Below are 23,595 nucleotides of genomic sequence, written 5' to 3'. Positions count from 1 at the left end.
TTCCCTACGCATCGAAGCGCGTCCGTCCCACGGCCGACGCCCGACGCGCACTGGGCCCACCGGAGCCGAGGCGCCCGCGCGAACGGGCCGGGCCCCGCTCCCAGGAGAGGAGCGGGGCCCGGCCCGTGTGACGTGGCGTTCAGCGCACGAAGACCCCGGCCTGGCCGGCCAGGTCCAGGAAGTACTGCGGCGCCACACCCAGCACCAGCGTGACCACCACGCCCACCGCGATGGCGGTCATGGTCAGCGGCGACGGCACGGCGACCGTCGGCCCCTCGGGCTTCGGCTCGCTGAAGAACATCAGCACGATCACGCGGATGTAGAAGAACGCGGCGATCGCCGACGAGATCACACCGACCACGACCAGCGCGCCCGCGCCGCCCTCAGCCGCCGCCTTGAACACGGCGAACTTTCCTGCGAACCCGGAGGTCAGCGGAATGCCGGCGAAGGCGAGCAGGAAGATCGCGAACACCGCGGCCACCAACGGCGACCGGCGTCCGAGCCCCGCCCACTTGGACAGGTGCGTGGCCTCGCCTCCCGCGTCCCGGACGAGCGTGACGACCGCGAAGGCGCCGACCGTGACGAACGAGTACGCGCCCAGGTAGAAGAGCACCGACGAGACGCCGTCGGGCGACGTCGCGATGACACCCGCGAGGATGAATCCCGCGTGCGCGATCGACGAGTACGCCAGCAGCCGCTTGATGTCGGTCTGGGTGATCGCGACGATCGCGCCGCCCAGCATGGTGACGATCGCCACCGCCCACATGACCGGCCGCCAGTCCCAGCGCAGGCCTGGCAGGACGACGTACAGCAGACGCAGCAGCGCGCCGAACGCGGCCACCTTCGTCGCCGCCGCCATGAAGCCGGTGACGGGGGTCGGCGCTCCCTGGTAGACGTCCGGTGTCCACATGTGGAAGGGCACCGCGCCGACCTTGAAGAGCAGGCCCATGACGATCAGGCCGGTGCCGATGAGCAGCAGGACGTCGTTGCCCATGGTGCCGGCGAGCGCCGGGTCGACGCTGGTGATCGTGCCGTCGACGACCTGCGAGATCGTCGCGTACGACACGGAGCCCGCGTAGCCGTACAGCAGGGCGATGCCGAAGAGGGTGAACGCGGAGGCGAAGGCGCCGAGCAGGAAGTACTTCACCGCGGCCTCCTGCGACATGAGCCGCTTGCGGCGGGCCAGGGCGCAGAGCAGGTACAGCGGGAGCGAGAAGACCTCCAACGCGATGAACAGCGTCAGCAGGTCGTTGGCGGCCGGGAAGACCAGCATGCCGCTGATCGCGAAGAGCAGCAGCGGGAACACCTCCGTGGTGGTGAACCCGGCCTTCACGGCCGCCTTCTCGCTGTCGCTGCCGGGCACGGACGCGGCCTGCGCGGCGAAGGAGTCGACGCGGTTGCCGTGCGCCTCGGGATCGAGGCGCCGCTCGGCGAAGGTGAACACGCCGAGCAGACCGACCAGCAAGATCGTGCCCTGGAGGTACAGGGCCGGTCCGTCGACCGCGATGGCACCCATCGCGGCGATGTGCGCCTTGGTGGTGCCGTATCCGCCGGCCGCGAGCGCGACCACCGCGGCGAACGCGGCGGCGAGTGCGACGACGGAGACGAACAGCTGTGCGTAGTAACGGGACTTGCGCGGCACGAACGCCTCGACCAGGACCCCGATGATCGCGGCGCCGAGAATGATCAAGACGGGGGACAATTGCCCGTATTCGATCTTCGGTGCGTTGATCTTGGGGATCGGGTCGGCCGCGACTGCCGCCGTTGTCCACAGGCTGTGGACGGCTGATGCGCTCACTTGGCCGCCTCCACCTCGGGCTGGGGGTCCTTTTTGTGTACATCTGACATGGTCTGCTTGACCGCCGGGTTGACGATGTCGGTGACCGGCTTCGGGTAGACGCCCAGGAAGATCAGCAGAGCGATCAGCGGGGCGACCACCAGGAGCTCGCGCACCCTGAGGTCCGGCATCTCGGCGACCTCCGCCTTGACCGGGCCCGTCATCGTCCGCTGGTACAGGACGAGGGTGTAGAGCGCGGCGAGGACGATGCCGAAGGTGGCGATGATGCCGACGGCCGGGTAGCGCGTGAACGTGCCGACCAGGACCAGGAATTCACTCACGAAGGGCGCGAGCCCGGGGAGCGAGAGGGTCGCGAGACCGCCGATCAGGAAGGTGCCCGCGAGCACCGGGGCGACCTTCTGCACCCCTCCGTAGTCGGCGATCAGACGCGAGCCGCGCCGCGAGATCAGGAAGCCGGCCACCAGCATCAGGGCTGCCGTCGAGATCCCGTGGTTGACCATGTAGAGCGTCGCGCCCGACTGGCCCTGGGTGGTCATCGCGAAGATGCCCAGGACGATGAAGCCGAAGTGCGAGATCGACGCGTACGCGACCAGCCGCTTGATGTCCCGCTGTCCGACCGCGAGCAGCGCACCGTAGATGATGCTGATCAGCGCCAGGACGAGGATCACTGGCGTCGCCCACTTGCTGGCCTCCGGGAAGAGCTGGAGGCAGAAGCGGAGCATCGCGAAGGTGCCGACCTTGTCGACGACCGCCGTGATCAGTACCGCGACCGGGGCGGTGGCCTCACCCATGGCGTTGGGCAGCCAGGTGTGCAGCGGCCACAGCGGCGCCTTCACCGCGAAGGCGAAGAAGAAGCCGAGGAACAGCCACCGCTCGGTGCTGGTCGCCATGTGGAGCGACCCGTCGGCCCGGGCCTGGACGATCTCCTGGAGCGAGAAGTTCCCCGCCACCACGTACAGCCCGATCACCGCGGCCAGCATGATCAGGCCGCCGACGAGGTTGTAGAGGAGGAACTTCACCGCGGCGTACGAGCGTTGGGTCGCCGCCGCCTCGTCGCCGTGCTCGTGGGCACGGTCCCCGAAGCCGCCGATGAGGAAGTACATCGGGATGAGCATGGCTTCGAAGAAGATGTAGAAGAGGAAGACGTCGGTGGCCTCGAAGGAGATGATCACCATCGCCTCGACGGCCAGGATCAGGGCGAAGAAGCCCTGCGTCGGCCGCCACCGCTTGTTGCCGGTCTCCTGCGGGTCGGCGTCGTGCCAGCCCGCCAGGATCACGAACGGCATCAGCAGCGCGGTGAGCGCGACGAGCGCCACCCCGATGCCGTCCACACCCAGCTCGTACCGCACCCCGAAGTCCGCGATCCAGGCGTGCGATTCGGTGAGCTGGTAGCGGTCGCCGCCCGGGTCGAAGCGCACCAGGGTGACCACGGCGAGCGCCAGGGTGCCCAGGGAGACCACCAGCGCGAGCCACTTGGCGGCGACGCGCCGCGCGGCCGGCACGGCGGCCGTGGCGATCGCCCCGAGGGCCGGGAGCACCGCCGTCGCTGTCAGCAGAGGAAAGGACATCGGTATCAGACCGCCCTCATCAGCAGGGTCGCGGCGACGAGGATGGCCGCACCGCCGAACATCGAGACCGCGTAACTGCGCGCATAGCCGTTCTGCAGCTTGCGCAGCCGCCCGGAGAGACCGCCGACCGAGGCGGCCGTCCCGTTGACGACTCCGTCGACCAGCGTGTGGTCGACGTACACCAGGGAGCGGGTGAGGTGCTCACCGCCGCGCACCAGCACGACATGGTTGAAGTCGTCCTGGTACAGGTCGCGTCGGGCCGCCCGGGTGAGCACGGACCCGCGCGGGGCGACGACCGGGACGGAACTGCGGCCGTACTGGAGGTAGGCGATCCCCGCGCCGACGACCAGCAGCACCATCGTGGCCACCGTGACCGTGAGGGCACTGACGGGCGAGTCGCCCTCGGAGTGCCCGGTGACCGGCTCCAGCCAGTGCAGGAACCGGTCGCCGATGCTGAAGAAGCCTCCGGCGAACACCGACCCGAAGGCCAGCACGATCATGGGGATCGTCATGGAACGGGGCGACTCGTGCGGGTGCGGCTCGTGGCCGTCCGCGTCGGGCTGCCAGCGCTTCTCGCCGAAGAACGTCAAGATCATCACGCGCGTCATGTAGTACGCGGTGATCGCGGCGCCCAGCAGGGCCACGCTGCCGAGGATCCAGCCCTCGGTGCCGCCCTTGGCGAAGGCCGCCTCGATGATCTTGTCCTTGGAGAAGAAGCCGGACAGGCCAGGGAAGCCGATGATCGCGAGGTAACCGAGGCCGAACGTCACGAAGGTGACCGGCATGTACTTCCGCAGACCGCCGAACTTCCGCATGTCCACCTCTTCGTTCATGCCGTGCATGACCGAACCGGCGCCGAGGAAGAGCCCGGCCTTGAAGAAGCCGTGCGTCACCAGGTGCATGATCGCGAAGACGTAGCCGATGGGGCCGAGGCCCGCGGCGAGCACCATGTAGCCGATCTGCGACATGGTCGAGCCGGCCAGCGCCTTCTTGATGTCGTCCTTCGCGCAACCGACGATCGCACCGAACAGGAGCGTGACGCCGCCGACCACGGTGACGACGAGCTGAGCGTCGGGCGCCGCGTTGAAGACGTTCGCCGAGCGCACGATCAGGTACACACCGGCGGTCACCATCGTCGCGGCGTGGATGAGGGCCGAGACCGGGGTCGGGCCCTCCATCGCGTCCCCGAGCCAGGACTGCAGCGGCACCTGGGCCGACTTGCCGCAGGCCGCGAGGAGCAGCATCAGGGCGACAGCGGTGAGCTTGCCCTCGGTGGCGTCCCCGACCAGGCCCGGGTGGCCCTCGGTGCCGAGCACCGGCCCGAAGGCAAAGGTCCCGAAGGTCGTGAACATCAGCATGATGGCGATGGACAGGCCCATGTCGCCGACGCGGTTGACCAGGAAGGCCTTCTTCGCGGCGGTGGCGGCGCTGGGCTTGTGCTGCCAGAAGCCGATCAGCAGGTACGAGGCGAGACCGACGCCCTCCCAGCCGACGTACAGCAACAGGTAGTTGTCGGCGAGGACGAGCAGCAGCATCGCCGCCAGGAACAGGTTCAGATAGCCGAAGAAACGGCGGCGGCGCTCGTCGTGCTCCATGTACCCGATCGAGTACAGGTGGATGAGCGAGCCGACGCCGGTGATCAGCAGCACGAACGTCATCGACAGCTGGTCGAGCTGGAAGCCGACGTCCGCGCGGAAGCCCCCGACGGGGATCCAGGTGAACAGGTGCTGGGTCAGGGACCGGTCCTCGGCGCCCTTCCCCAGCATGTCGGCGAAGAGCACGGCGCCGATCACGAAGGAGGCCGCCGCGAGCGCGGTGCCGATCCAGTGGCCGACGGCGTCCAGCCGCCTGCCGCCGCACAGCAGTACGGCCGCTCCGAGCAGAGGCGCTGCGACGAGCAGCGCAATCAGGTTCTCCACGATTCAGCGACCCCTTACAGCTTCATCAGGCTGGCGTCGTCGACCGAGGCCGAGTGGCGGGAACGGAACAGCGACACGATGATCGCGAGCCCGACCACGACCTCCGCGGCGGCGACGACCATCGTGAAGAAGGCGAAGATCTGGCCGTCGAGATTGCCGTGCAGGCGGGAAAAGGCGACGAACGCGAGGTTGCAGGCGTTGAGCATCAGCTCGATGCACATGAACACCACGATCGCGTTCCGCCTGATCAGCACACCGGTGGCGCCGATCGTGAACAACAGGGCGGCGAGATAGAGGTAGTTGACCGGATTCACTTGGACGCCTCCTCCGTCTTCGTGCGCTCCAGGCGCTCCTCGGCACGCTGTTCCAGCGCCTTCAGGTCGCTGAGAGCGTCGGCCGACACGTCACGGACCTGCCCGCGGTCGCGCAGCGTCTTGCTGACGGTCAGCTCGGACGGGGTGCCGTCCGGGAGCAGGCCGGCGACGTCCACGGCGTTGTGCCGGGCGTAGACACCGGGGGCCGGCAGCGGCGGCAGGTGCTTGCCCTCGCGGACGCGCTGCTCGGACAGCTCGCGCTGCGTCTTGGGACGCTCGGTGCGCTCGCGGTGCGTCAGCACCATGGCGCCGACGGCGGCCGTGATGAGCAGGGCGCCGGTGATCTCGAAGGCGAACACGTACTTCGTGAAGATGAGGGCCGCGAGGCCCTCCACGTTGCCGTTCGCGTTCGCCTTCGCCAGGCCGTCGAAGTCCTTGATGGACGCGTTGCCGATTCCGGCGAACAGCAGGACGCCGAAGCCGAGTCCGCAGACCAGGGCCAGCCAGCGCTGCCCCTTGATGGTCTCCTTCAGGGAGTCCGCCGCGGTGACACCGACGAGCATGACGACGAAGAGGAACAGCATCATGATCGCGCCGGTGTAGACGACGATCTGGACGATGCCCAGGAAGTACGCGCCGTTGGCGAGGTAGAACACCGCCAGGACGATCATGGTCCCGGCGAGGCACAGCGCGCTGTGCACGGCCTTCCTCATGAAGACGGTGCACAGGGCGCCGATCACCGCGACCGTACCGAGGACCCAGAACTGGAAGGCCTCACCGGTGGAGGTCGCGTACGCGGCCAGCTCGGTCATGCCTCCGCCTCCTTCTCGGCCGCCGTGCCCGACGGACTCCCCGAGGGGCTTCCCGACGGGTGGAACTCGCCCTTGGAGACGGCCGTCTGACGCTCGGTGCCGGGCGCCGCCTCGGTCACCAGACCCCGGTAGTAGTCCTGCTCGTCCGTGCCCGGGAAGATCGAGTGCGGCGAGTCGACCATGCCCTCCTCCAGACCGGCGAGCAGCTGCTCCTTGGTGTAGATGAGGTTGGCGCGGCTGCTGTCCGCGAGCTCGAACTCGTTCGTCATCGTCAGCGCGCGCGTGGGGCACGCCTCGATGCACAGGCCGCACAGGATGCAGCGGGCGTAGTTGATCTGGTAGACGCGGCCGTACCGCTCGCCCGGGGAGTAACGCTCCTCCTCGGTGTTGTCCGCGCCCTCCACATAGATGGCGTCCGCGGGGCAGGCCCAGGCGCACAGCTCGCAGCCGATGCACTTCTCCAGACCGTCCGGATGACGGTTGAGCTGGTGCCGGCCGTGGAACCGAGGCGCTGTGGTCTTCTGCTGCTCCGGGTACTGCTCGGTCAGCCGCTTCTTGAACATGGCCTTGAAGGTCACGCCGAAACCGGCGACGGGGTTCTGGAAACCCGGTTTGGTCTCCTTCGGCTCCTCAGCCATCGGACCCCTCCTTTCCGTCACGAGATCCGGCGATCGATCCGTCACTCGCAGTATCGGGCCCGCCACTGACAATCAACTCCCGCTCCCGGCGCGGGCTCCGCCGCGGTACCGGGGGCAGCTCCTGACCGGGCAGCGGCGGCACGGGGAACCCGCCCGCCATCGGGTCGAACGCGGCGGGCTCGGCGGGTGCTTCCTCGGCCTTCTGCTTGTCGCGGAAGATGTCCGCCGCGAACGACAGCAACAGCAGGAAGAGGACGCCGCCGCCCACGTACAGGGCGATGTCCGCGAAGTCGTAGTTCTCGTTGCGCAGCGTCCGCACGGTCGCGACGAGCATCAGCCAGACCACGGAGACCGGGATGAGGACCTTCCAGCCCAGCTTCATCAACTGGTCGTAGCGGACACGCGGCAGCGTGCCGCGCAGCCAGATGAAGAAGAACAGCAGCAGCTGCACCTTCACCACGAACCAGAGCATCGGCCACCAGCCGTGGTTGGCGCCCTCCCAGAAGGTGCTGATCGGCCACGGAGCCCGCCAGCCGCCCAGGAAGAGCGTCGTCGACACGGCCGAGACCGTCACCATGTTCACGTACTCGGCGAGCATGAACAGCGCGAACTTGATGGACGAGTACTCGGTGTTGAAGCCGCCGACGAGGTCGCCCTCGGACTCCGGCATGTCGAAGGGGGCCCGGTTGGTCTCGCCGATCATGGTCACGATGTAGATCAGGAACGACACCGGCAGCAGCAGGATGTACCAGCGGTCGTGCTGCTGCTCGACGATCGTCGAGGTCGACATCGACCCGGAGTAGAGGAACACCGAGGCGAACGCGGCGCCCATGGCGATCTCGTACGAGATCATCTGCGCGCAGGACCGCAGGCCGCCCAGCAGCGGATAGGTCGATCCGGAGCTCCAGCCGGCGAGCACGATCCCGTAGATGCCCACCGAGGCCACCGCGAGGATGAAGAGCATCGCGATCGGCAGGTCGGTGAGCTGCATCGTGGTGCGCCGGCCGAAGATCGAGACCTCGTTGTCGGCCGGCCCGAACGGGATCACGGCGATCGCCATGAAGGCCGGGATCGCGGCCACGATCGGCGCGAGGACGTAGACCACCTTGTCCGCGCGCTTGACGATCAGGTCTTCCTTGAGCATCAGCTTCACGCCGTCGGCGAGCGACTGGAGCATGCCCCAGGGGCCGTGCCGGTTGGGGCCGATGCGCAACTGCATCCAGGCGACGACCTTGCGCTCCCACACGATGGAGAACAGCACGGTCACCATCAGGAAGGCGAAGCAGAACACCGCCTTGACGACGACCAGCCACCAGGGGTCGTGGCCGAACATCGAGAGGTCTTCAGCGGCGAGGTACGGCGTCATGCCTCCACCTCCTTGGGGGCCTCGGCGGCGATGGTCGCCGGGCCGATGCGGACGAGTGCGCCGGGCAGCGCCCCGGTGTCGGAGGCGACGCCCCCGCCGGTCGAGTTCAGCGGGAGCCAGACCACCCGGTCGGGCATCTCGGTGACCTGGAGCGGGAGTTCGACGACTCCGGCGGTGCCCGTCACAGCGAGGAGATCGCCGTTCTTGACGCCCGCCTCGGCGGCCGTGGCGGCCGACACGCGCGCGTGGGCGCCGTGCCGGGTCCCGGCGAGCGCGTCGTCGCCCTGCTGGAGGCGGCCCTGGTCGAGGAGCAACCGGTGCCCGGCCAGTACGGCCTCACCGGCGGCCGGACGCGGCAACTGCGTCCCGGTCTCCAGGGGTTCGGTGACGTGCGGCCCGTCCCAGGCGCCGAGCCGGTCCAGCTCCCCGCGCGCCGTCCGCAGATCCGGCAGCCCCAGGTGTACGTCCATGGCGTCGGCCAGCATCTGCAGCACACGCGCGTCGCTGGGGGCGAGACGCCGGGTCATCTGGTCGGGCTTGAGGGCCGCCTCGAAGGAGCGCACCCGGCCTTCCCAGTTGAGGAAGCTTCCGGCCTTCTCGGCGACCGCGGCGACCGGCAGGACCACGTCCGCCTGGTCGGTGACCTCGCTGGGCCGCAGTTCGAGCGACACCAGGAAGCCCACCTCGGCAAGTGCCTCACGCGCGCGTGCCGGGTCGGGGAGGTCGGCGACCTCCACACCGGCGACCACCAGGGCGCGCAGTTCGCCTCCCGCGGCGGCCTCGACGATCTGGCCGGTGTCGCGGCCGTAGCGGTGCGGGAGCTCGGAGACGCCCCATACGGCGGCGACCTCCTCCCGCGCGCGCGGGTCGGTGGCCGGACGTCCGCCCGGCAGGAGCGACGGCAGCGCGCCCGCCTCGATCGCACCGCGCTCGCCCGCCCGGCGCGGAATCCACACCAGTTGGGCGCCGACGGCGGAGGCGGCCCGTACGGCGGCGGTGAGTCCGCCGGCCACGGCGGCCAGCCGCTCACCGACGGCGATCACCGAACCCTCGCCGCGCAACGCCTCGGCGGCCGTCGCACCGTCTCCTTCGAGACCGACACCGCTCGCGAGCGCGTCCAGCCACTCGGTCTCGGTGCCGGGCGCGGCCGGCAGCAGGGTGCCGCCCGCCTTCGCCAGACCGGGGGTGGCGTGCGTGGCGAGCGCGTAGGTCTTCTGACCGTGCCCCCGCCAGGCCTTGCGCAGCCGCAGGAAGACGCCGGGCGCCTCCTCCTCGGACTCGAAGCCCACCAGCAGAACGGCGGGCGCCTTCTCCAGCAGGGTGTAGGTGACGCCCGTACCGTCGAGATCCCGTCCGCGTCCGGCGACCCGGGCGGCCAGGAAGTCGGCCTCCTCGGAGCTGTGCACGCGCGCGCGGAAGTCGATGTCGTTCGTGTCGAGGGCCACGCGCGCGAACTTGCTGTACGCGTAGGCGTCCTCGACGGTGAGCCGGCCGCCGGCGAGGACACCGGTCCGGCCACGGGCATTCCTCAGCCCCTGCGCCGCGGCCTCCAGGGCCTCCGGCCACGAGGCCGGCTCCAGGACGCCCTCGGCGTTGCGGACCAGAGGGGTGTCGAGACGGTCGCGCTGCTGCGCGTACCGGAACCCGAACCGCCCCTTGTCGCAGATCCACTCCTCGTTGACCTCGGGGTCGGCGGCGGCGAGACGCCGCATGACCTTGCCGCGCCGGTGGTCGGTTCGTGTCGCGCAGCCGCCGGAGCAGTGCTCGCACATCGACGGCGAGGAGATGAGGTCGAAGGGGCGCGAGCGGAACCGGTACGCCGCCGACGTCAGCGCGCCCACCGGACAGATCTGGATCGTGTTCCCGGAGAAGTACGACTCGAAGGGGTCGCCGTCGCCGGTGCCGACCTGCTGGAGAGCGCCCCGCTCGACCAGCTCGATCATCGGGTCGCCCGCGATCTGGTTGGAGAAGCGGGTGCAGCGCGCGCACAGCACGCACCGCTCACGGTCGAGCAGGACCTGGGTGGAGATCGGGACCGGCTTCTCGTAGGTCCGCTTGCGGCCCTCGAAGCGGGTCTCGGCGTTGCCGTGCGACATCGCCTGGTTCTGCAGGGGGCACTCGCCGCCCTTGTCGCAGACCGGACAGTCCAGCGGGTGGTTGATGAGCAGCAGCTCCATCACGCCGTGCTGCGCCTTCTCGGCGACCGGCGAGCTGAGCTGCGTCTTGACGACCATCCCGTCCGTGCAGGTGATCGTGCAGGACGCCATCGGCTTGCGCTGGCCCTCGACCTCGACGATGCACTGGCGGCAGGCGCCGACCGGGTCGAGGAGCGGGTGGTCACAGAACCGGGGGATCTCGATGCCGAGCTGTTCCGCGGCCCGGATGACCAGGGTGCCCTTGGGCACGCTGATCTCCACGCCATCGATCGTCAGCGCGACGAGGTCCTCCGGGGGGACCGCCGCTTCCCCGCCTCCGGAGGGAGCGCTGGTGGTCACTGTCATGCGTTCACCTCCGTGTGCTTGTCCGCCCAGGCCGTCGACCTGGCCGGGTCGAAGGGGCAGCCGCGGCCCGTGATGTGCTGCTCGTACTCGTCGCGGAAGTACTTGAGCGAGGAGAAGATCGGCGAGGCGGCACCATCGCCGAGGGCGCAGAAGGACTTGCCGTTGATGTTGTCGGCGATGTCATTGAGCTTGTCGAGGTCGGACATGACGCCCTTGCCGGCCTCGATGTCGCGCAGCAACTGCACGAGCCAGTAGGTGCCTTCGCGGCAGGGCGTGCACTTGCCGCAGGACTCGTGGGCGTAGAACTCGGTCCAGCGGGTGACGGCGCGGACGACGCACGTCGTCTCGTCGAAGCACTGGAGTGCTTTCGTGCCGAGCATGGAACCCGCGGCGCCCACTCCTTCGTAGTCAAGAGGGACGTCGAGATGCTCGTCGGTGAACATCGGGGTCGAGGAGCCGCCCGGCGTCCAGAACTTCAGCCGATGACCGGCGCGCATCCCGCCGCTCATGTCGAGGAGTTGGCGCAGCGTGATGCCGAGCGGTGCCTCGTACTGGCCCGGGCTGGTGACGTGGCCGCTGAGCGAATAGAGCGTGAAGCCCGGAGACTTCTCGCTGCCCATCGACTTGAACCATTCCTTGCCCTTTTGGAGAATTGCGGGAACTGACGCGATGGACTCGACGTTATTTACAACAGTCGGGCACGCATAGAGTCCCGCGACAGCAGGGAAAGGAGGGCGGAGCCGCGGTTGTCCACGGCGGCCTTCGAGCGAGTCGAGCAGTGCGGTCTCTTCACCGCAGATGTACGCGCCCGCGCCCGCGTGCACGGTGAGCTGGAGGTCGAGTCCACTGCCCAGGATGTTCTCGCCGAGGTAGCCCGCCTCGTACGCCTCGCGTACGGCTTCGTGCAACCGCCGCAGGACGGGGACCACTTCACCACGCAGATAGATGAACGCATGCGAAGACCTGATGGCATAACACGCGATCACAATGCCCTCGATGAGGCTGTGCGGGTTCGCGAAGAGGAGCGGGATGTCCTTGCAGGTTCCCGGCTCCGACTCGTCGGCGTTGACAACTAGATAGTGTGGTTTGCCGTCTCCCTGCGGAATGAACTGCCATTTCATTCCGGTGGGGAATCCGGCGCCGCCGCGGCCGCGCAGTCCGGAGTCCTTGACGTAGGCGATCAGGTCGTCCGGCGACATGGCGAGTGCCTTGCGCAGGCCCTCGTACCCCTCGTGCCTCTTGTAGACGTCCAGCGACCAGGACCTGTCCTCGTCCCAGAAGGCCGACAGCACGGGTGCGAGCAGCTTTTCGGGACTGGTTTCGTTGATCTCTGCTGCCAAGGTCATCACTCCCCCTCCTCTGCGACCGGACCCGCCGGATGGGACGGGTCGGAGGCCGACGTGTCCTGCGGCGCGTCGTGCGAACTCTGATGTCCGGCAGGCGGCTGCTCGGGCGGCGTCCGGTCCTCGGAGGTCCTCACCCGGGGCGTCTCTCCGCCTCGCGGATGCACCACGCGCGCGGGGGTGCTCTCCCCCTTGGCCAGCCGCAGGCCGACCAGCGAGGCGTGGCCCGCGCTGCCGCCGGCCTCCACCGCGCCCTCGCGCTCGTCCGGGAAGCCGGCCAGGATCCGGGCGGTGTCCTTGAAGGTGCACAGCGGGGCGCCGCGGGTGGGTTCGACGTCCGCTCCCGTGCGCAGGTCGTCGACGAGGCGCTTGGCCGAGTCCACGGTCTGGTTGTCGAAGAACTCCCAGTTGACCATCACGACCGGGGCGAAGTCGCAGGCCGCGTTGCACTCGATGTGCTCCAGGGTGACCTTGCCGTCGCCGGTGGTCTCTCCGTTGCCCACACCGAGGTGGTCCTGCAGTGCCTCGAAGATGGCGTCGCCGCCCATCACGGCACAGAGGGTGTTGGTGCAGACACCCACCTGGTAGTCGCCGCTCGGCTTGCGCCGGTACATCGAGTAGAAGGTCGCGACCGCGTTGACCTCGGCGGTCGTCAGACCGAGGACGTCCGCGCAGAACCGCTGTCCGGTGCGCGTGACGTGGCCCTCCTGCGACTGCACGAGATGCAGCAACGGAAGGAGGGCCGAGCGGGAGTCGGGGTAGCGGGCGATGATCTCGCGCGCGTCCGCCTCCAGCCGGGCTCGGACGTCGTCCGGGTAGTCGGGCGCGGGCAGTTGGGGCATGCCCAGGCTGACGCCCTCGGGGGTGGTGGTCACCGGTCGACGCCTCCCATCACGGGGTCGATGGACGCGACGGCGACGATGACGTCGGCGACCTGGCCGCCCTCGCACATCGCCGCCATGGCCTGCAGGTTGGTGAAGGACGGGTCGCGGAAGTGGACCCGGTAGGGGCGGGTGCCTCCGTCGGATGCGACGTGCACCCCTAGCTCGCCCTTGGGCGACTCGACCGCCGTGTACGCCTGTCCCGGCGGCACGCGGAAGCCCTCGGTCACCAGCTTGAAGTGGTGGATCAGGGCCTCCATGGAGGTGCCCATGATCTTCTTGATGTGGTCGAGCGAGTTGCCGAGACCGTCGGGGCCGAGCGCGAGCTGGGCGGGCCAGGCGATCTTCTTGTCGGCGACCATGACCGGACCGGGCTGCAGCCGGTCCAGGCACTGCTCGACGATCAGCAGCGACTGGCGCATCTCCTCCAGGCGGATCAGGAAGCGCCCGTAGGAGTCGCAGGTGTCGGCCGTCGGGACCTCGAAGTCGTAGTTCTCGTAGCCGCAGTAGGGCTGGGACTTGCGCAGGTCGTGCGGCAGGCCCGCCGAGCGCAGGACCGGGCCGGTGGCACCGAGGGCCATGCAGCCGGCCAGGTCGAGGTAGCCGACGTCCTGCATGCGGGCCTTGAAGATGGGGTTCCCGGTGGCGAGCTTGTCGTACTCGGGAAGGTTCTTCTTCATCTTCTTCACGAACTCGCGGATCTGGTCCACCGCGCCCGGCGGCAGGTCCTGGGCGAGTCCGCCGGGGCGGATGTAGGCGTGGTTCATCCGCAGGCCGGTGATCAGCTCGTAGATGTCGAGAATGAGTTCACGATCACGGAAGCCGTAGATCATGATCGTCGTGGCGCCCAGCTCCATGCCGCCGGTGGCGATGCACACCAGGTGGGAGGAGAGCCGGTTCAGCTCCATCAGGAGCACGCGGATGATCGAGGCGCGGTCGGGGATCTGGTCGGTGATCCCGAGGAGCTTCTCGACGCCGAGACAGTAGGCCGTCTCGTTGAAGAACGGCGTCAGGTAGTCCATGCGCGTCACGAACGTGGTGCCCTGCGTCCACGTGCGGAACTCGAGGTTCTTCTCGATGCCGGTGTGGAGGTAGCCGATGCCGCAGCGGGCCTCGGTGACCGTCTCGCCGTCGATCTCCAGGATGAGCCGGAGCACGCCGTGGGTGGACGGGTGCTGCGGGCCCATGTTGACGATGATGCGCTCGTCGTCGGACTTGGCCGCGGACTGGGCGACCTCGTCCCAGTCGCCGCCGGTGACCGTATATACGGTGCCCTCGGTCGTATCGCGGGGCGAAGCGGCTGATGCCCCTGAAGGGGTCTGCGTGCTCATGAGTACGACCTCCGCTGGTCCGGAGCCGGGATCTGGGCGCCCTTGTACTCGACGGCGATGCCGCCGAGGGGGTAGTCCTTGCGCTGCGGGAAGCCCTGCCAGTCGTCCGGCATCATGATCCGCGTCAGCGCAGGGTGGCCGTCGAAGATCAGCCCGAAGAAGTCGTACGTCTCTCGCTCGTGCCAGTCGTTCGTCGGGTAGACGGCGACGAGCGACGGAACGTGCGGGTCCGCGTCGGGAGCGCTGACCTCCAGGCGGATCAGCCGGTTGTGGGTGATCGAGCGCAGGTGGTAGACGGCGTGCAGCTCGCGGCCCTTGTCGTGCGGGTAGTGGACCCCGGAGACGCCGGTGCACAGTTCGAAGCGGAGCGCCGGGTCGTCGCGCAGGGTCTGCGCGACGCGGACCAGGTGCTCGCGTTCGATGTGGAAGGTGATCTCGTCGCGGTCGACGACCGTCTTGTCGATCACGTTCTCGGGGACGAGTCCCTGCTCCTCCAGGGCGCCCTCCAGCTCGTCGGCCACCTCGTCGAACCAGCCGCCGTAGGGGCGGTTGGCCGAGCCGGGGAGCCGGATCGAGCGGACCAGGCCGCCGTAACCGGAGGTGTCGCCGCCGTTGTTGGCGCCGAACATGCCGCGCTGGACGCGGATCTCCTCACCCTGGTCGCCTCGCTGGCCGGGGAGGTTGGAGGCGCTGAGGTCCTTTTCGGGGTTGACCCCGTTGCCGTTCGCGTCGCTCACCGCAGCAGGCCCTTCATCTCGATGGTGGGGAGCGCCTTGAGCGCCGCTTCCTCCGCCTCGCGGGCCGCCTCCTCGGCGTTGACGCCGAGCTTGGAGGTCTGGATCTTCTGGTGGAGCTTGAGAATCGCGTCGATCAGCATCTCGGGCCGCGGCGGGCAGCCGGGCAAATAGATGTCGACCGGGACGATGTGGTCGACGCCCTGCACAATGGCGTAGTTGTTGAACATTCCGCCGGATGAAGCACAAACCCCCATGGAAATGACCCACTTGGGGTTGGGCATCTGGTCATAGACCTGCCGCAGCACCGGCGCCATCTTCTGGCTGACCCGGCCGGCCACGATCATCAGGTCGGCCTGGCGGGGCGACCCGCGGAAGACCTCCATACCGAAGCGCGCCAGGTCGTATCGCCCGGCGCCGGTCGTCATCATCTCGATGGCGCAGCAGGCGAGTCCGAATGTCGCGGGGAAGACGGACGCCTTGCGCACCCAGCCTGCGGCCTGCTCGACCGTGGTCAGCAGGAATCCGCTCGGCAGCTTTTCTTCGAGTCCCATGTCTTAAAGGCCCCTCAGTCCCATTCCAGGCCGCCGCGCCGCCATACGTACGCGTACGCCACGAAGACGGTGAGCACGAAGAGCAACATCTCCACGAGCCCGAAAACACCCAGGGCGTCGAAGGTGACGGCCCAGGGGTAGAGGAAGACGATCTCGATGTCGAAGACGATGAAGAGCATCGCCGTCAGGTAGTACTTGATGGGAAAACGCCCACCGCCGGCCGGCGTGGGGGTCGGCTCGATGCCGCACTCGTAGGCTTCGAGCTTCGCGCGGTTGTACCGCTTCGGACCGATCAGCGTGGCCATGACCACGGAGAAGATCGCAAAGCCTGCCCCGAGGGCTCCCAGTACGAGGATCGGCGCATACGCGTTCACGCTCCTCGCTCCTCTCAGTCGGCACTGACTGGTGGCGGTTCCAGGGCCTGAACACCTGCTCGCCAGCGCCGCGAACCTCACCCGTCCCGGCGAAGATCGCGGACATGTGAAGCAGGTCACAAGCCCAACTGCCTCGCATCTTATGCCCGGCGGTCTGTGATCTGCGACACGGGGTATTGCACAAGCTTTGTGATCTCCACCACCTGACGAACGATCATGAAGTCGGATGAGCGGTGATCTTCGTACGCGAAGCGTCCGGTCGATCACCAGACGTGACATTTCCGCTCGTCACCGCAGGTCCGAGGCGTCGTCTCCATATCAAGAGACTTCCGACGCATGCAAATTGGTGCTGGACGGAGGGCCTTGATAGTGGACGGCGTTCACACTTCAGGGGAGCGGAGGGGACGGATGTGGACGCGTGCACGCGTTCACGAGCGGAGGGAAGCGCGCCGCACGCGCGGGACGCGACCGGCCGGTGGAGCGTTCCGTGACCTGCGCCACATCTACCTGTGAGTCAGATAAGCCGGGCTTGGCCATCGGCCTCAACCGGTGGTAGGTCGTGGGCAATTCGGACGTATTACTGAAAGGCCATGATCACGGGCTCGGTGGACGTTGTCCGCAATGCCCGTTACGGCGTCAATAAAGAGTGACGCGCGTTGAATTCGGCCGTCGATTGAACAACTGTGGCGCACCACACGTTTCTTGAAGGTATGGAGGAGCCCCTGGTACCGCTTGTACCCATGTCCCACACCGCTCACATACGAAGCCACCGAAAGCCCCGTCGCAACGCGTCGTCGCTCGCGATGCGCGCCGGAGTTGCCGGTGGCGTTCTCAGCACCCTGGCCGTGGCCGGGGCGGCTGGTTCGGCGAACGCTGCCGAGCCCGTCACGCAGACGCTCGAACTGCCGACCCTGACGGCCGACCTGGCCACGCAGGTCGCGCAGTCCGCGGACGCCACCCAGCAGACCGCGGCCAACTACGAGCTCCAGGCGGAGCGCGACGCGGCCGCCGCGAAGGCCGCGAAGCAGGCCAAGGCCGACCTCGCCGACGCCAAGAAGAAGGCGGAGGCCAAGAAGAAGGCCGAGGCCGCACGGAAGGCCGCGGCGGCCCAGGCCGCCTCGCGTTCCTCGGAGCGCACCGTTCTGTCCGCTTCCGCCGGTTCGTCCACCTCGACGAACGTCGCCGCCCCGGCCAGCGGCAGTGTCGCGACCGTCGTCGCCTTCCTGAAGGCTCAGGTCGGCGACGCGTACGTCATGGGCGGCACCGGACCCAACGCGTGGGACTGCTCGGGTCTGGTGCAGGCGGCGTTCAAGCAGGTCGGCGTCGACCTGCCGCGCGTCTCGGAATCCCAGTCGACGTCCGGTACGCCGGTTTCGCTGTCCGATGTCCAGGTCGGCGACATCCTGTACTGGGGTTCGGCCGGCTCGGCGTACCACGTCGGCGTGTACATCGGTGGCGGGCAGTACCTCGACGCGGCCAACCCGTCCAAGGGCGTCGTGATCCAGGACCTCTCGGGCTACCCGGCGACGGGCGCGGTGCGCGTGCTCTGACCCTCGGGTGATTTCGGCGGACCGCTTCCCTCAGGGGAGGCGGTCCTTCGGGTTGTCCGGGCTCTTCGCCCCGTTCGGACACGGTGCGCTCCGCCTCTGCGGGAGAGTGGGCTCCGGCGCCGGGGAGTCGGCGGGCCGCCGTCGGCCGCGGTGCCCGCGCACCCGAAGGAGACAGCGATGCCCCGTGTGTTCGTCCAGGGAAACCCCGTCGGCTCGTATCCCCCGCTCACGCCGGAGGCCCGCCGAGGCACGGTCCGGCGGATCACCGAGGTCGGTGAAGAGGTCCTGCACCGGCCCTGCCGGGACGTGACCGAGTTCGGTCCCGATCTCGCCGCGCTCATCGACGACATGTTCCTGACCATGTACGTCGCCGAAGGCGCCGGCCTGGCCGCGAACCAGGTCGGTGTGGATGTGCGCCTCTTCGTCTACGACTGCCCGGACGACGACGGGAACCGTCACGTCGGCCACATCGCCAACCCCGTCCTGGAACGCCTCGCGCCGTCCGACCGGCGGCTGCTGGACGAGGGTGAGGGGTGTCTGTCCGTCCCCGGAGCCGTCGTGGACGTGCCACGGCCCGACCGGGCCGTCGTGCGCGGCGTCGACAAGGACGGGAACGCCCTGGTCGTCGAGGGGACGGGGTACTTCGCGCGGTGCCTCGCGCATGAGAGCGACCACGTCGACGGCCACGTCTATCTGGACCGCCTCGCCCGGCGCGAGCGGAAGGACGCCCTGCGACAGGTCGCCGAGCGACGCGGCCAGGTCCTGGCCCGCCGCGCCGCCAAGGAGTCCGAACTGACGGGCAGCCGGGGCTGACGGCGGCGAGCGGCGGCCCGGTCGACCGGGCCGCCGCTCGCTGTGTCCGTCAGGTGTGCCGGGCCGGTCGGGTCAGGCCTTCGGGGCCACCTTCGAGAGGCCGTTGATGATGCGGTCCGCGGCGTCGCCACCGGTGGGGTCGGTGAGGTTGGCGAGCATCTTCAGCGTGAACTTCATCAGCATCGGGTGGGTCAGACCGCGCTGGGTGGCGATCTTCATGACCTTCGGGTTGCCGATGAGCTTCACGAAGGCGCGGCCGAGCGTGTAGTAGCCGCCGTAGGTGTCCTTGAGGACGCGCGGGTAGCGCTGGAGGGCGAGTTCACGCTGTCCCGGGGTGGCGCGCGCGTGAGCCTGGACGATCACGTCGGCGGCGATCTGGCCCGACTCCATGGCGTAGGCGATGCCCTCGCCGTTGAAGGGGTTCACCAGACCGCCGGCGTCGCCGACCAGCAACAGGCCCTTGGTGTAGTGCGGCTGGCGGTTGAAGGCCATCGGCAGCGCGGCGCCGCGGATCGGACCGGTCATGTTCTCCGGGGTGTAGCCCCAGTCCTCCGGCATCGAGGCGCACCAGGCCTTCAGCACCTCGCGCCAGTCCAGCTCCTTGAAGGAGTCGGAGGTGTTGAGGACGCCGAGACCCACGTTCGACGTGCCGTCGCCCATGCCGAAGATCCAGCCGTAGCCGGGCAGCAGCCGGTCCTCGGCACCCCGGCGGTCCCACAGCTCCAGCCAGGACTCCAGGTAGTCGTCCTCGTGACGCGGCGAGGTGAAGTACGTACGCACCGCGACGCCCATCGGGCGGTCCTCCCGGCGGTGCAGGCCCATCGCGAGCGAGAGGCGGGTGGAGTTGCCGTCGGCGGCCACCACCAACGGCGCGTGGAAGGTCACCTCCCGCTTCTCCTTGGAGTCCGCGTCGCCGAGCTTCGCGTGCACGCCGGTGATGCGGCCGGTGCGGTCGTCGATGATCGGGGCACCGACGTTGCACCGCTCGTGCAGCCGCGCGCCCGCCTTCTGCGCCTGCCGCGCCAGCTGCTCGTCGAAGTCGTCCCGCTTCCGGACGAGTCCGTAGTCGGGGAAGGTGGCGAGATCCGGCCAGTCCAGCTGGAGCCGGACGCCGCCGCCGATGATGCGCAGCCCCTTGTTGCGGAGCCAGCCGGCTTCCTCGGAGATGTCGATGCCCATCGACACGAGCTGCTTGGTGGCGCGCGGGGTCAGTCCGTCGCCGCAGACCTTCTCGCGCGGGAAGGCGGTCTTCTCCAGGAGCAGGACGTCGAGCCCCGCCTTCGCCAGGTAGTAGGCGGTGGTGGAACCGGCTGGCCCGGCCCCGACGACGATGACGTCGGCGGTGTTTTCGGAGAGGGGTTGGGGCTCGGTCACGGCGGGGTCTCCCCAAGACTCGAAATCAACGTGCCGACGGGCACTGGACATGGGCAGTCTATGCAGCGGTACCGATCACCATCTGAAGGGCTGCCCCGTGAACCGAGCTCTCCCCGATGTACGACTGCGTGTCCCCACCGACGAGGACGCCCACGCATGGCACCAGGTCTTCGCCGACCCGGACGTCATGGAGTTCCACGGGGGCCGCCCGGCCGAGCTGTCCGTGTACGAGGAACTCACGGCACGCCAGCGGCGGCACGACGCTGAGCACGGGTTCTGTCTGTGGACCATGGTCGACGCGGAGGGCGAGGTGCTCGGTTTCACCGGCGCCCAGCCGTGGCCGTACGCGTGGGGCCCGGCCGGGCAGATCGAGATCGGCTGGCGGCTCGGGCGGGCGCACTGGGGCAAGGGGTACGTCACGGCGGCGGCGTTGACCACCCTGGAGCGGGTCCGTTCGGCGGGCGTCACGGACGTGGTCGCGATGGTCAACGCGCGCAACGCCCGCTCCATCGCGGTGACGAGACGGCTCGGCATGGAGCTGGCGGAGCGGTTCACCGTCCCGGCCTCGAAGGCGGAGGGCCACCGCTACCGGCTGGCGCTCTGAGGGCGGCCCTCGCCGGGGGTCTCCCGCGCTCTCCCCACTCCTTCCCGAAGCGCACGGGCGAGGCATACCCTGCCGGTACCGCTGGGGGTGACGTCTGTGCGTATGACACCCGGAACACCCGAAGTGCGCGTGCCGCGGCTGGTGGGCCTGATGGCCGTGGACGCGCGGGAGACGGCCGAGGCGCGCGGTGTGCTGCTCGCCGCGCCCGACCGGCCCGACTTCCATCGGACGGTCGTCGACTATGTCGTACGGCAGTTTCCGCAGCCCGGTGCGGAGGTTCCGCGCGGGGCCGTCGTCACCGTGTGGTTCGACCTCGGGGACACGGAAGGCGGCGCGGGGGTGCGCGAGCCGAGGCCGCCCCGTCCGCCGTCGGGCGGAATGCGGCGCGAACTCGACAGCCCCGGGGACCCGTTCGAGGTTCTCAGCTAGCGGGAGTCGGGCGGGGCCGCCCCCGGGAAGGGCGCCCCCGGTCGCTCAGGCCTGCTTGAAGCCGCGGTGCAGGGCCACGATGCCGCCGGAGAGGTTGCGCCAGGCCGTCTTCGACCAGCCCGCCTTGCGCAGCCGCTCGGCCAGTTCCGGCTGGGTCGGCCAGGCGCGGATGGACTCGGCGAGATAGACGTACGCCTCGGGGTTCGAGGAGACGGCGCGGGCGACCGGCGGCAGCGCGCGCATCAGGTACTCGGTGTAGACCGTGCGGAACGGCGCCCAGGTGGGGTGCGAGAACTCGCAGATCACGACGCGTCCGCCCGGCTTGGTCACGCGGTACAGCTCGCTGAGGGCGGTGTCGGTGTCCTGGACGTTGCGCAGTCCGAAGGAGATCGTGACGGCGTCGAAGGTGTCGTCCTTGAACGGCAGCTTCGTGGCGTCACCGGCGGTCAGCGGCAGCCAGGGGTGGTTGCGCTTGCCCACGCGGAGCATGCCGAGAGAGAAGTCGCAGGGGACGACGTACGCGCCGCTGCGGGCGAAGGGCAGGGACGAGGTCGCCGTGCCCGCCGCCAGGTCCAGGATCTTCTGCGCGGGGCGCGCGTCGACCGCCTTGGCGACCTCCTTGCGCCACACCCGGTCCTGGCCGAGCGACAGCAGGTCGTTCGTCAGGTCGTACCGTTCCGCCACGTCGTCGAACATCGAGGCGACTTCGTGCGGCTGCTTGTCCAAGGATGCGCGGGTCACGGTCCCCATTGTGGCAGTACGGGCCGGACGGCCCTCCGGCGCCCGGCCGGGAATCGGTCTCTGTTCCCGGCGCACGGAAAAAGCGCCGCACCCGCCCCCGTGAACCACGGGGAGGATACGGCGCTGTACGACGGCTCCGTGTCCGCCGTCCGGTGGGGCGGCTCCTGCCGTCGACGCGATCGGCTCTGCGGCCGGCCGGGGTTACTGCTCCGGGATCTCGGTGAACAGCCCGGTGATGGTGTGGTTGGTGTCCATCGTGATCGTGTAGTTCGGCGTGGTGTCGGTCTGGGGCCGACCGTCGACCTGCCAGCCTCTGAACTGGAACCCGGGGCTGGGAATGGCGGTGACGGTGACCTGCGCACCGGGATCGTACGGGCCGTATTCGCTCGGTTCGAGGAGGCCTCCGGCGACGGGGCTGGAGGTCATGGTGAGAGAGACCCGGTTGGTGACCCGGGAGGTCCGGTAACCGGCCAGGAACTCGGCGGCCCTGGTCGCCACGGCGGCGTTGTTGTTGTTCTCGTCTCCGAGGCGCTGGTCGCCGAGCTGGTTCACGGTGTTCGAGTACTGGTTGACCACCTGACACGGCTGGGTGCAGGCGTCGGAGTAGGCCATGATCGTGTGGTGCTGCTGGTTGGGAGTGACCCAGCCGTAGTTGAAGGTGCCCGTGGGAGTCGTGCCGCCCTGGGCCGCCACCGTTTTGCGGTCGTGCATCAGGCCGAAGTTGTGGCCGATCTCGTGCGCGAGGTTCTCCCATCCCGTGATGGAGAAGGCGCTGGTGACCGAGAAGGCGTTGTTGCTGGTCCTCGGGCCCGCCGGGGTGGGCAGGTTGGCCTGCCCGGAGCTGTCCTCCTCAGGGATGGCGGCGATCAGCGCCACGAGGTCCGCGCCGTGCGCCGTCCGCTGGGCGCTGGCCGGGGCTCCGAGGGTGCGGTTCGTGGGGTCGTCCAGCATGTTCAGCAAGGTTCCGGCGTTCTCTCTGGGGACGCCGGTCGCCTCGGTCTGGTAGGTGTGGACGACGTGCACGCTGGCCGGGACATAGCTGGTCGCGAGCGCCCTGTTGAGCTGGTTCACGCCGTAGTCGATCCGGGACTTGACCGCCGCGACCGAGCCGAGTTCGGCGACGGTGGCCGGGGTGTAGGCGGCGACGATGTCGATGGCCGCGGGGTTCTCGGGGGTGGCGACCCTCAGACCCGGCTTGTGCGGCTTGGCCGACCGGGTCGGCGGCAGGGTCACGGTGTCGATGCCGTGTCCGCTGGGGGGCAGTTTCAGGGAGTCGATCTCCTGGAGCAGGTATCTGCCCGGCCGCTTGGCCAAAGGTCTGTACAGATACTGACGGAAGCCGGCCTCGATCTCACCCGAGAGGGTCACCGGCCCGGCGGTGCACGCTCCGATGACGTCCACGGAGATGGTGTTCTCGGGATGTCTCGGGTCGTGACCGGACCAGAACACCGTGCCGTCCGCGTCCTGGCGCTTGAAATCCTCGACCGCGGTGAAGCCCTTGCCATGCTTGAAGAGCGGGAAGGTGCGGCGCTCGGGAATCCCGTCCTTCCGCTTGCCGCACAGCGAATGGAAGTCCTTGGGGTTCGTGCGCATCACGGCACTGCGCTTCACCCAGGGCTCGGGGTCGTGCCCACTGCCGGCTCCGGCGGCGGCAGGTGTGTTCACGGCAAGGGACAGGGCGACGGTGAGGGTGGTCGCCGCTGTGGAGGCAGCGAGCAGGGAACGACGCATGAGGTACGTCAGCCTCTCTGTGGTGGGGGTTTCTCCCATGCTCCGTGACCAAGATCGCGTTCCGCGCGTTGAAGGCGTCCGCCCACAGCCACCCGAGGAGAGGTTCACCCGGATACCGGCCTGGCCGAGCCCGGTCGGGTCCTGCCCGCGATCAGGACGTCGACGTCTCCCTCGAAGGCCCGCCATGGTCGTCGGGCCCGCCCCGGTCCTGGTCGGATCC

At 68.9% G+C, this 23,595-nt stretch carries 21 protein-coding genes; 4 read left to right on the top strand and 17 right to left on the bottom strand.

Features of this window, described 5'->3' with window-relative positions:
* Positions 1-139 precede the first annotated feature (139 nt).
* Genes nuoN through ACIRQH_RS36045 form a run of 14 tightly spaced genes read right to left on the bottom strand, consistent with a single transcriptional unit; the run spans position 140 to position 16,133 of the window.
* Positions 140-1,798, bottom strand: coding sequence for an NADH-quinone oxidoreductase subunit NuoN (gene nuoN / locus ACIRQH_RS36110; RefSeq protein ID WP_388874795.1), 1,659 nt, complete (start codon positions 1,796-1,798; stop codon positions 140-142).
* Complete coding sequence (locus tag ACIRQH_RS36105) at positions 1,795-3,366, bottom strand: NADH-quinone oxidoreductase subunit M (protein ID WP_388874792.1); 1,572 nt, start codon at positions 3,364-3,366, stop codon at positions 1,795-1,797. The genes nuoN and ACIRQH_RS36105 overlap by 4 nt, the downstream gene beginning before the upstream one ends.
* A gap of 5 nt (positions 3,367-3,371) precedes the next feature.
* Positions 3,372-5,285, bottom strand: a complete 1,914-nt coding sequence (nuoL, locus tag ACIRQH_RS36100; protein WP_388874789.1) for an NADH-quinone oxidoreductase subunit L — start codon at positions 5,283-5,285, stop codon at positions 3,372-3,374.
* 14 nt (positions 5,286-5,299) lie between these two features.
* A complete protein-coding gene (gene nuoK, locus ACIRQH_RS36095) occupies positions 5,300-5,599 on the bottom strand; it encodes an NADH-quinone oxidoreductase subunit NuoK (RefSeq protein WP_164369613.1) in 300 nt (99 codons plus the stop codon).
* Complete coding sequence (locus tag ACIRQH_RS36090; protein ID WP_358821550.1) at positions 5,596-6,411, bottom strand: NADH-quinone oxidoreductase subunit J; 816 nt, start codon at positions 6,409-6,411, stop codon at positions 5,596-5,598. The genes nuoK and ACIRQH_RS36090 overlap by 4 nt, the downstream gene beginning before the upstream one ends.
* Positions 6,408-7,049 carry an NADH-quinone oxidoreductase subunit NuoI gene (gene nuoI, locus ACIRQH_RS36085; protein WP_358821551.1) on the bottom strand — a complete coding sequence of 214 codons (642 nt, stop codon included), beginning with the start codon at positions 7,047-7,049 and terminating at the stop codon, positions 6,408-6,410. Before nuoI ends, ACIRQH_RS36090 begins: the two co-directional genes overlap by 4 nt.
* A complete protein-coding gene (gene nuoH / locus ACIRQH_RS36080; protein ID WP_358821552.1) occupies positions 7,042-8,415 on the bottom strand; it encodes an NADH-quinone oxidoreductase subunit NuoH in 1,374 nt (457 codons plus the stop codon). Before nuoH ends, nuoI begins: the two co-directional genes overlap by 8 nt.
* The gene (locus ACIRQH_RS36075) at positions 8,412-10,916 is read right to left on the bottom strand and encodes an NADH-quinone oxidoreductase subunit G (RefSeq protein WP_404229248.1); all 2,505 of its coding nucleotides are present in this window, start codon (positions 10,914-10,916) and stop codon (positions 8,412-8,414) included. Before ACIRQH_RS36075 ends, nuoH begins: the two co-directional genes overlap by 4 nt.
* Positions 10,913-12,262, bottom strand: coding sequence for an NADH-quinone oxidoreductase subunit NuoF (nuoF, locus tag ACIRQH_RS36070; RefSeq protein WP_164369610.1), 1,350 nt, complete (start codon positions 12,260-12,262; stop codon positions 10,913-10,915). The genes ACIRQH_RS36075 and nuoF overlap by 4 nt, the downstream gene beginning before the upstream one ends.
* Positions 12,262-13,101 carry an NADH-quinone oxidoreductase subunit NuoE gene (gene nuoE / locus ACIRQH_RS36065; protein WP_358821561.1) on the bottom strand — a complete coding sequence of 280 codons (840 nt, stop codon included), beginning with the start codon at positions 13,099-13,101 and terminating at the stop codon, positions 12,262-12,264. Before nuoE ends, nuoF begins: the two co-directional genes overlap by 1 nt.
* A 29-nt stretch (positions 13,102-13,130) precedes the next feature.
* A complete protein-coding gene (locus tag ACIRQH_RS36060) occupies positions 13,131-14,471 on the bottom strand; it encodes an NADH-quinone oxidoreductase subunit D (RefSeq protein WP_358821554.1) in 1,341 nt (446 codons plus the stop codon).
* Positions 14,468-15,208 carry an NADH-quinone oxidoreductase subunit C gene (locus ACIRQH_RS36055; protein WP_358821555.1) on the bottom strand — a complete coding sequence of 247 codons (741 nt, stop codon included), beginning with the start codon at positions 15,206-15,208 and terminating at the stop codon, positions 14,468-14,470. The genes ACIRQH_RS36060 and ACIRQH_RS36055 overlap by 4 nt, the downstream gene beginning before the upstream one ends.
* Entirely contained in the window at positions 15,205-15,759 is a 555-nt protein-coding gene (locus tag ACIRQH_RS36050) for an NADH-quinone oxidoreductase subunit B family protein (protein ID WP_053743379.1), read from the bottom strand. Before ACIRQH_RS36050 ends, ACIRQH_RS36055 begins: the two co-directional genes overlap by 4 nt.
* A 14-nt stretch (positions 15,760-15,773) precedes the next feature.
* Entirely contained in the window at positions 15,774-16,133 is a 360-nt protein-coding gene (locus ACIRQH_RS36045; protein WP_007383963.1) for an NADH-quinone oxidoreductase subunit A, read from the bottom strand.
* A 710-nt stretch (positions 16,134-16,843) separates the two neighbouring features.
* On the opposite strand from ACIRQH_RS36045, the gene ACIRQH_RS36040 reads away from it, so the two are divergent.
* Positions 16,844-17,683: a C40 family peptidase gene (locus ACIRQH_RS36040; RefSeq protein WP_358821557.1), complete on the top strand. Its 840-nt coding sequence runs from the start codon at positions 16,844-16,846 to the stop codon at positions 17,681-17,683.
* Between the two features lie 177 nt (positions 17,684-17,860).
* Positions 17,861-18,496 (top strand): peptide deformylase, encoded by a 636-nt coding sequence (gene def / locus ACIRQH_RS36035; RefSeq protein ID WP_404229244.1) that lies wholly within the window; start codon positions 17,861-17,863, stop codon positions 18,494-18,496.
* A 72-nt stretch (positions 18,497-18,568) separates the two neighbouring features.
* Here the strand turns inward: def and ACIRQH_RS36030 are convergent, their stop codons facing one another.
* Positions 18,569-19,870: a geranylgeranyl reductase family protein gene (locus ACIRQH_RS36030; protein ID WP_358818394.1), complete on the bottom strand. Its 1,302-nt coding sequence runs from the start codon at positions 19,868-19,870 to the stop codon at positions 18,569-18,571.
* Positions 19,871-19,967: 97 nt separating this feature from the next.
* On the opposite strand from ACIRQH_RS36030, the gene ACIRQH_RS36025 reads away from it, so the two are divergent.
* Positions 19,968-20,474, top strand: a complete 507-nt coding sequence (locus tag ACIRQH_RS36025) for a GNAT family N-acetyltransferase (RefSeq protein WP_358818393.1) — start codon at positions 19,968-19,970, stop codon at positions 20,472-20,474.
* Between the two features lie 102 nt (positions 20,475-20,576).
* Positions 20,577-20,903, top strand: coding sequence for a PASTA domain-containing protein (locus tag ACIRQH_RS36020; protein WP_358818402.1), 327 nt, complete (start codon positions 20,577-20,579; stop codon positions 20,901-20,903).
* Positions 20,904-20,948: 45 nt separating this feature from the next.
* Here the strand turns inward: ACIRQH_RS36020 and ACIRQH_RS36015 are convergent, their stop codons facing one another.
* Complete coding sequence (locus ACIRQH_RS36015; RefSeq protein ID WP_164369603.1) at positions 20,949-21,644, bottom strand: demethylmenaquinone methyltransferase; 696 nt, start codon at positions 21,642-21,644, stop codon at positions 20,949-20,951.
* 201 nt (positions 21,645-21,845) lie between these two features.
* Positions 21,846-23,375 carry a reprolysin-like metallopeptidase gene (locus tag ACIRQH_RS36010; RefSeq protein ID WP_404229239.1) on the bottom strand — a complete coding sequence of 510 codons (1,530 nt, stop codon included), beginning with the start codon at positions 23,373-23,375 and terminating at the stop codon, positions 21,846-21,848.
* Between the last annotated feature and the right edge of the window lie 220 nt (positions 23,376-23,595).

This window comes from Streptomyces sp. NPDC102279, assembly GCF_044766365.1.
Taxonomy (GTDB): Bacteria; Actinomycetota; Actinomycetes; order Streptomycetales; family Streptomycetaceae; genus Streptomyces.
The sequence above is the reverse complement of the archived record's forward strand: the minus strand, read 5'-3'. Positions and strand labels throughout refer to the sequence as shown.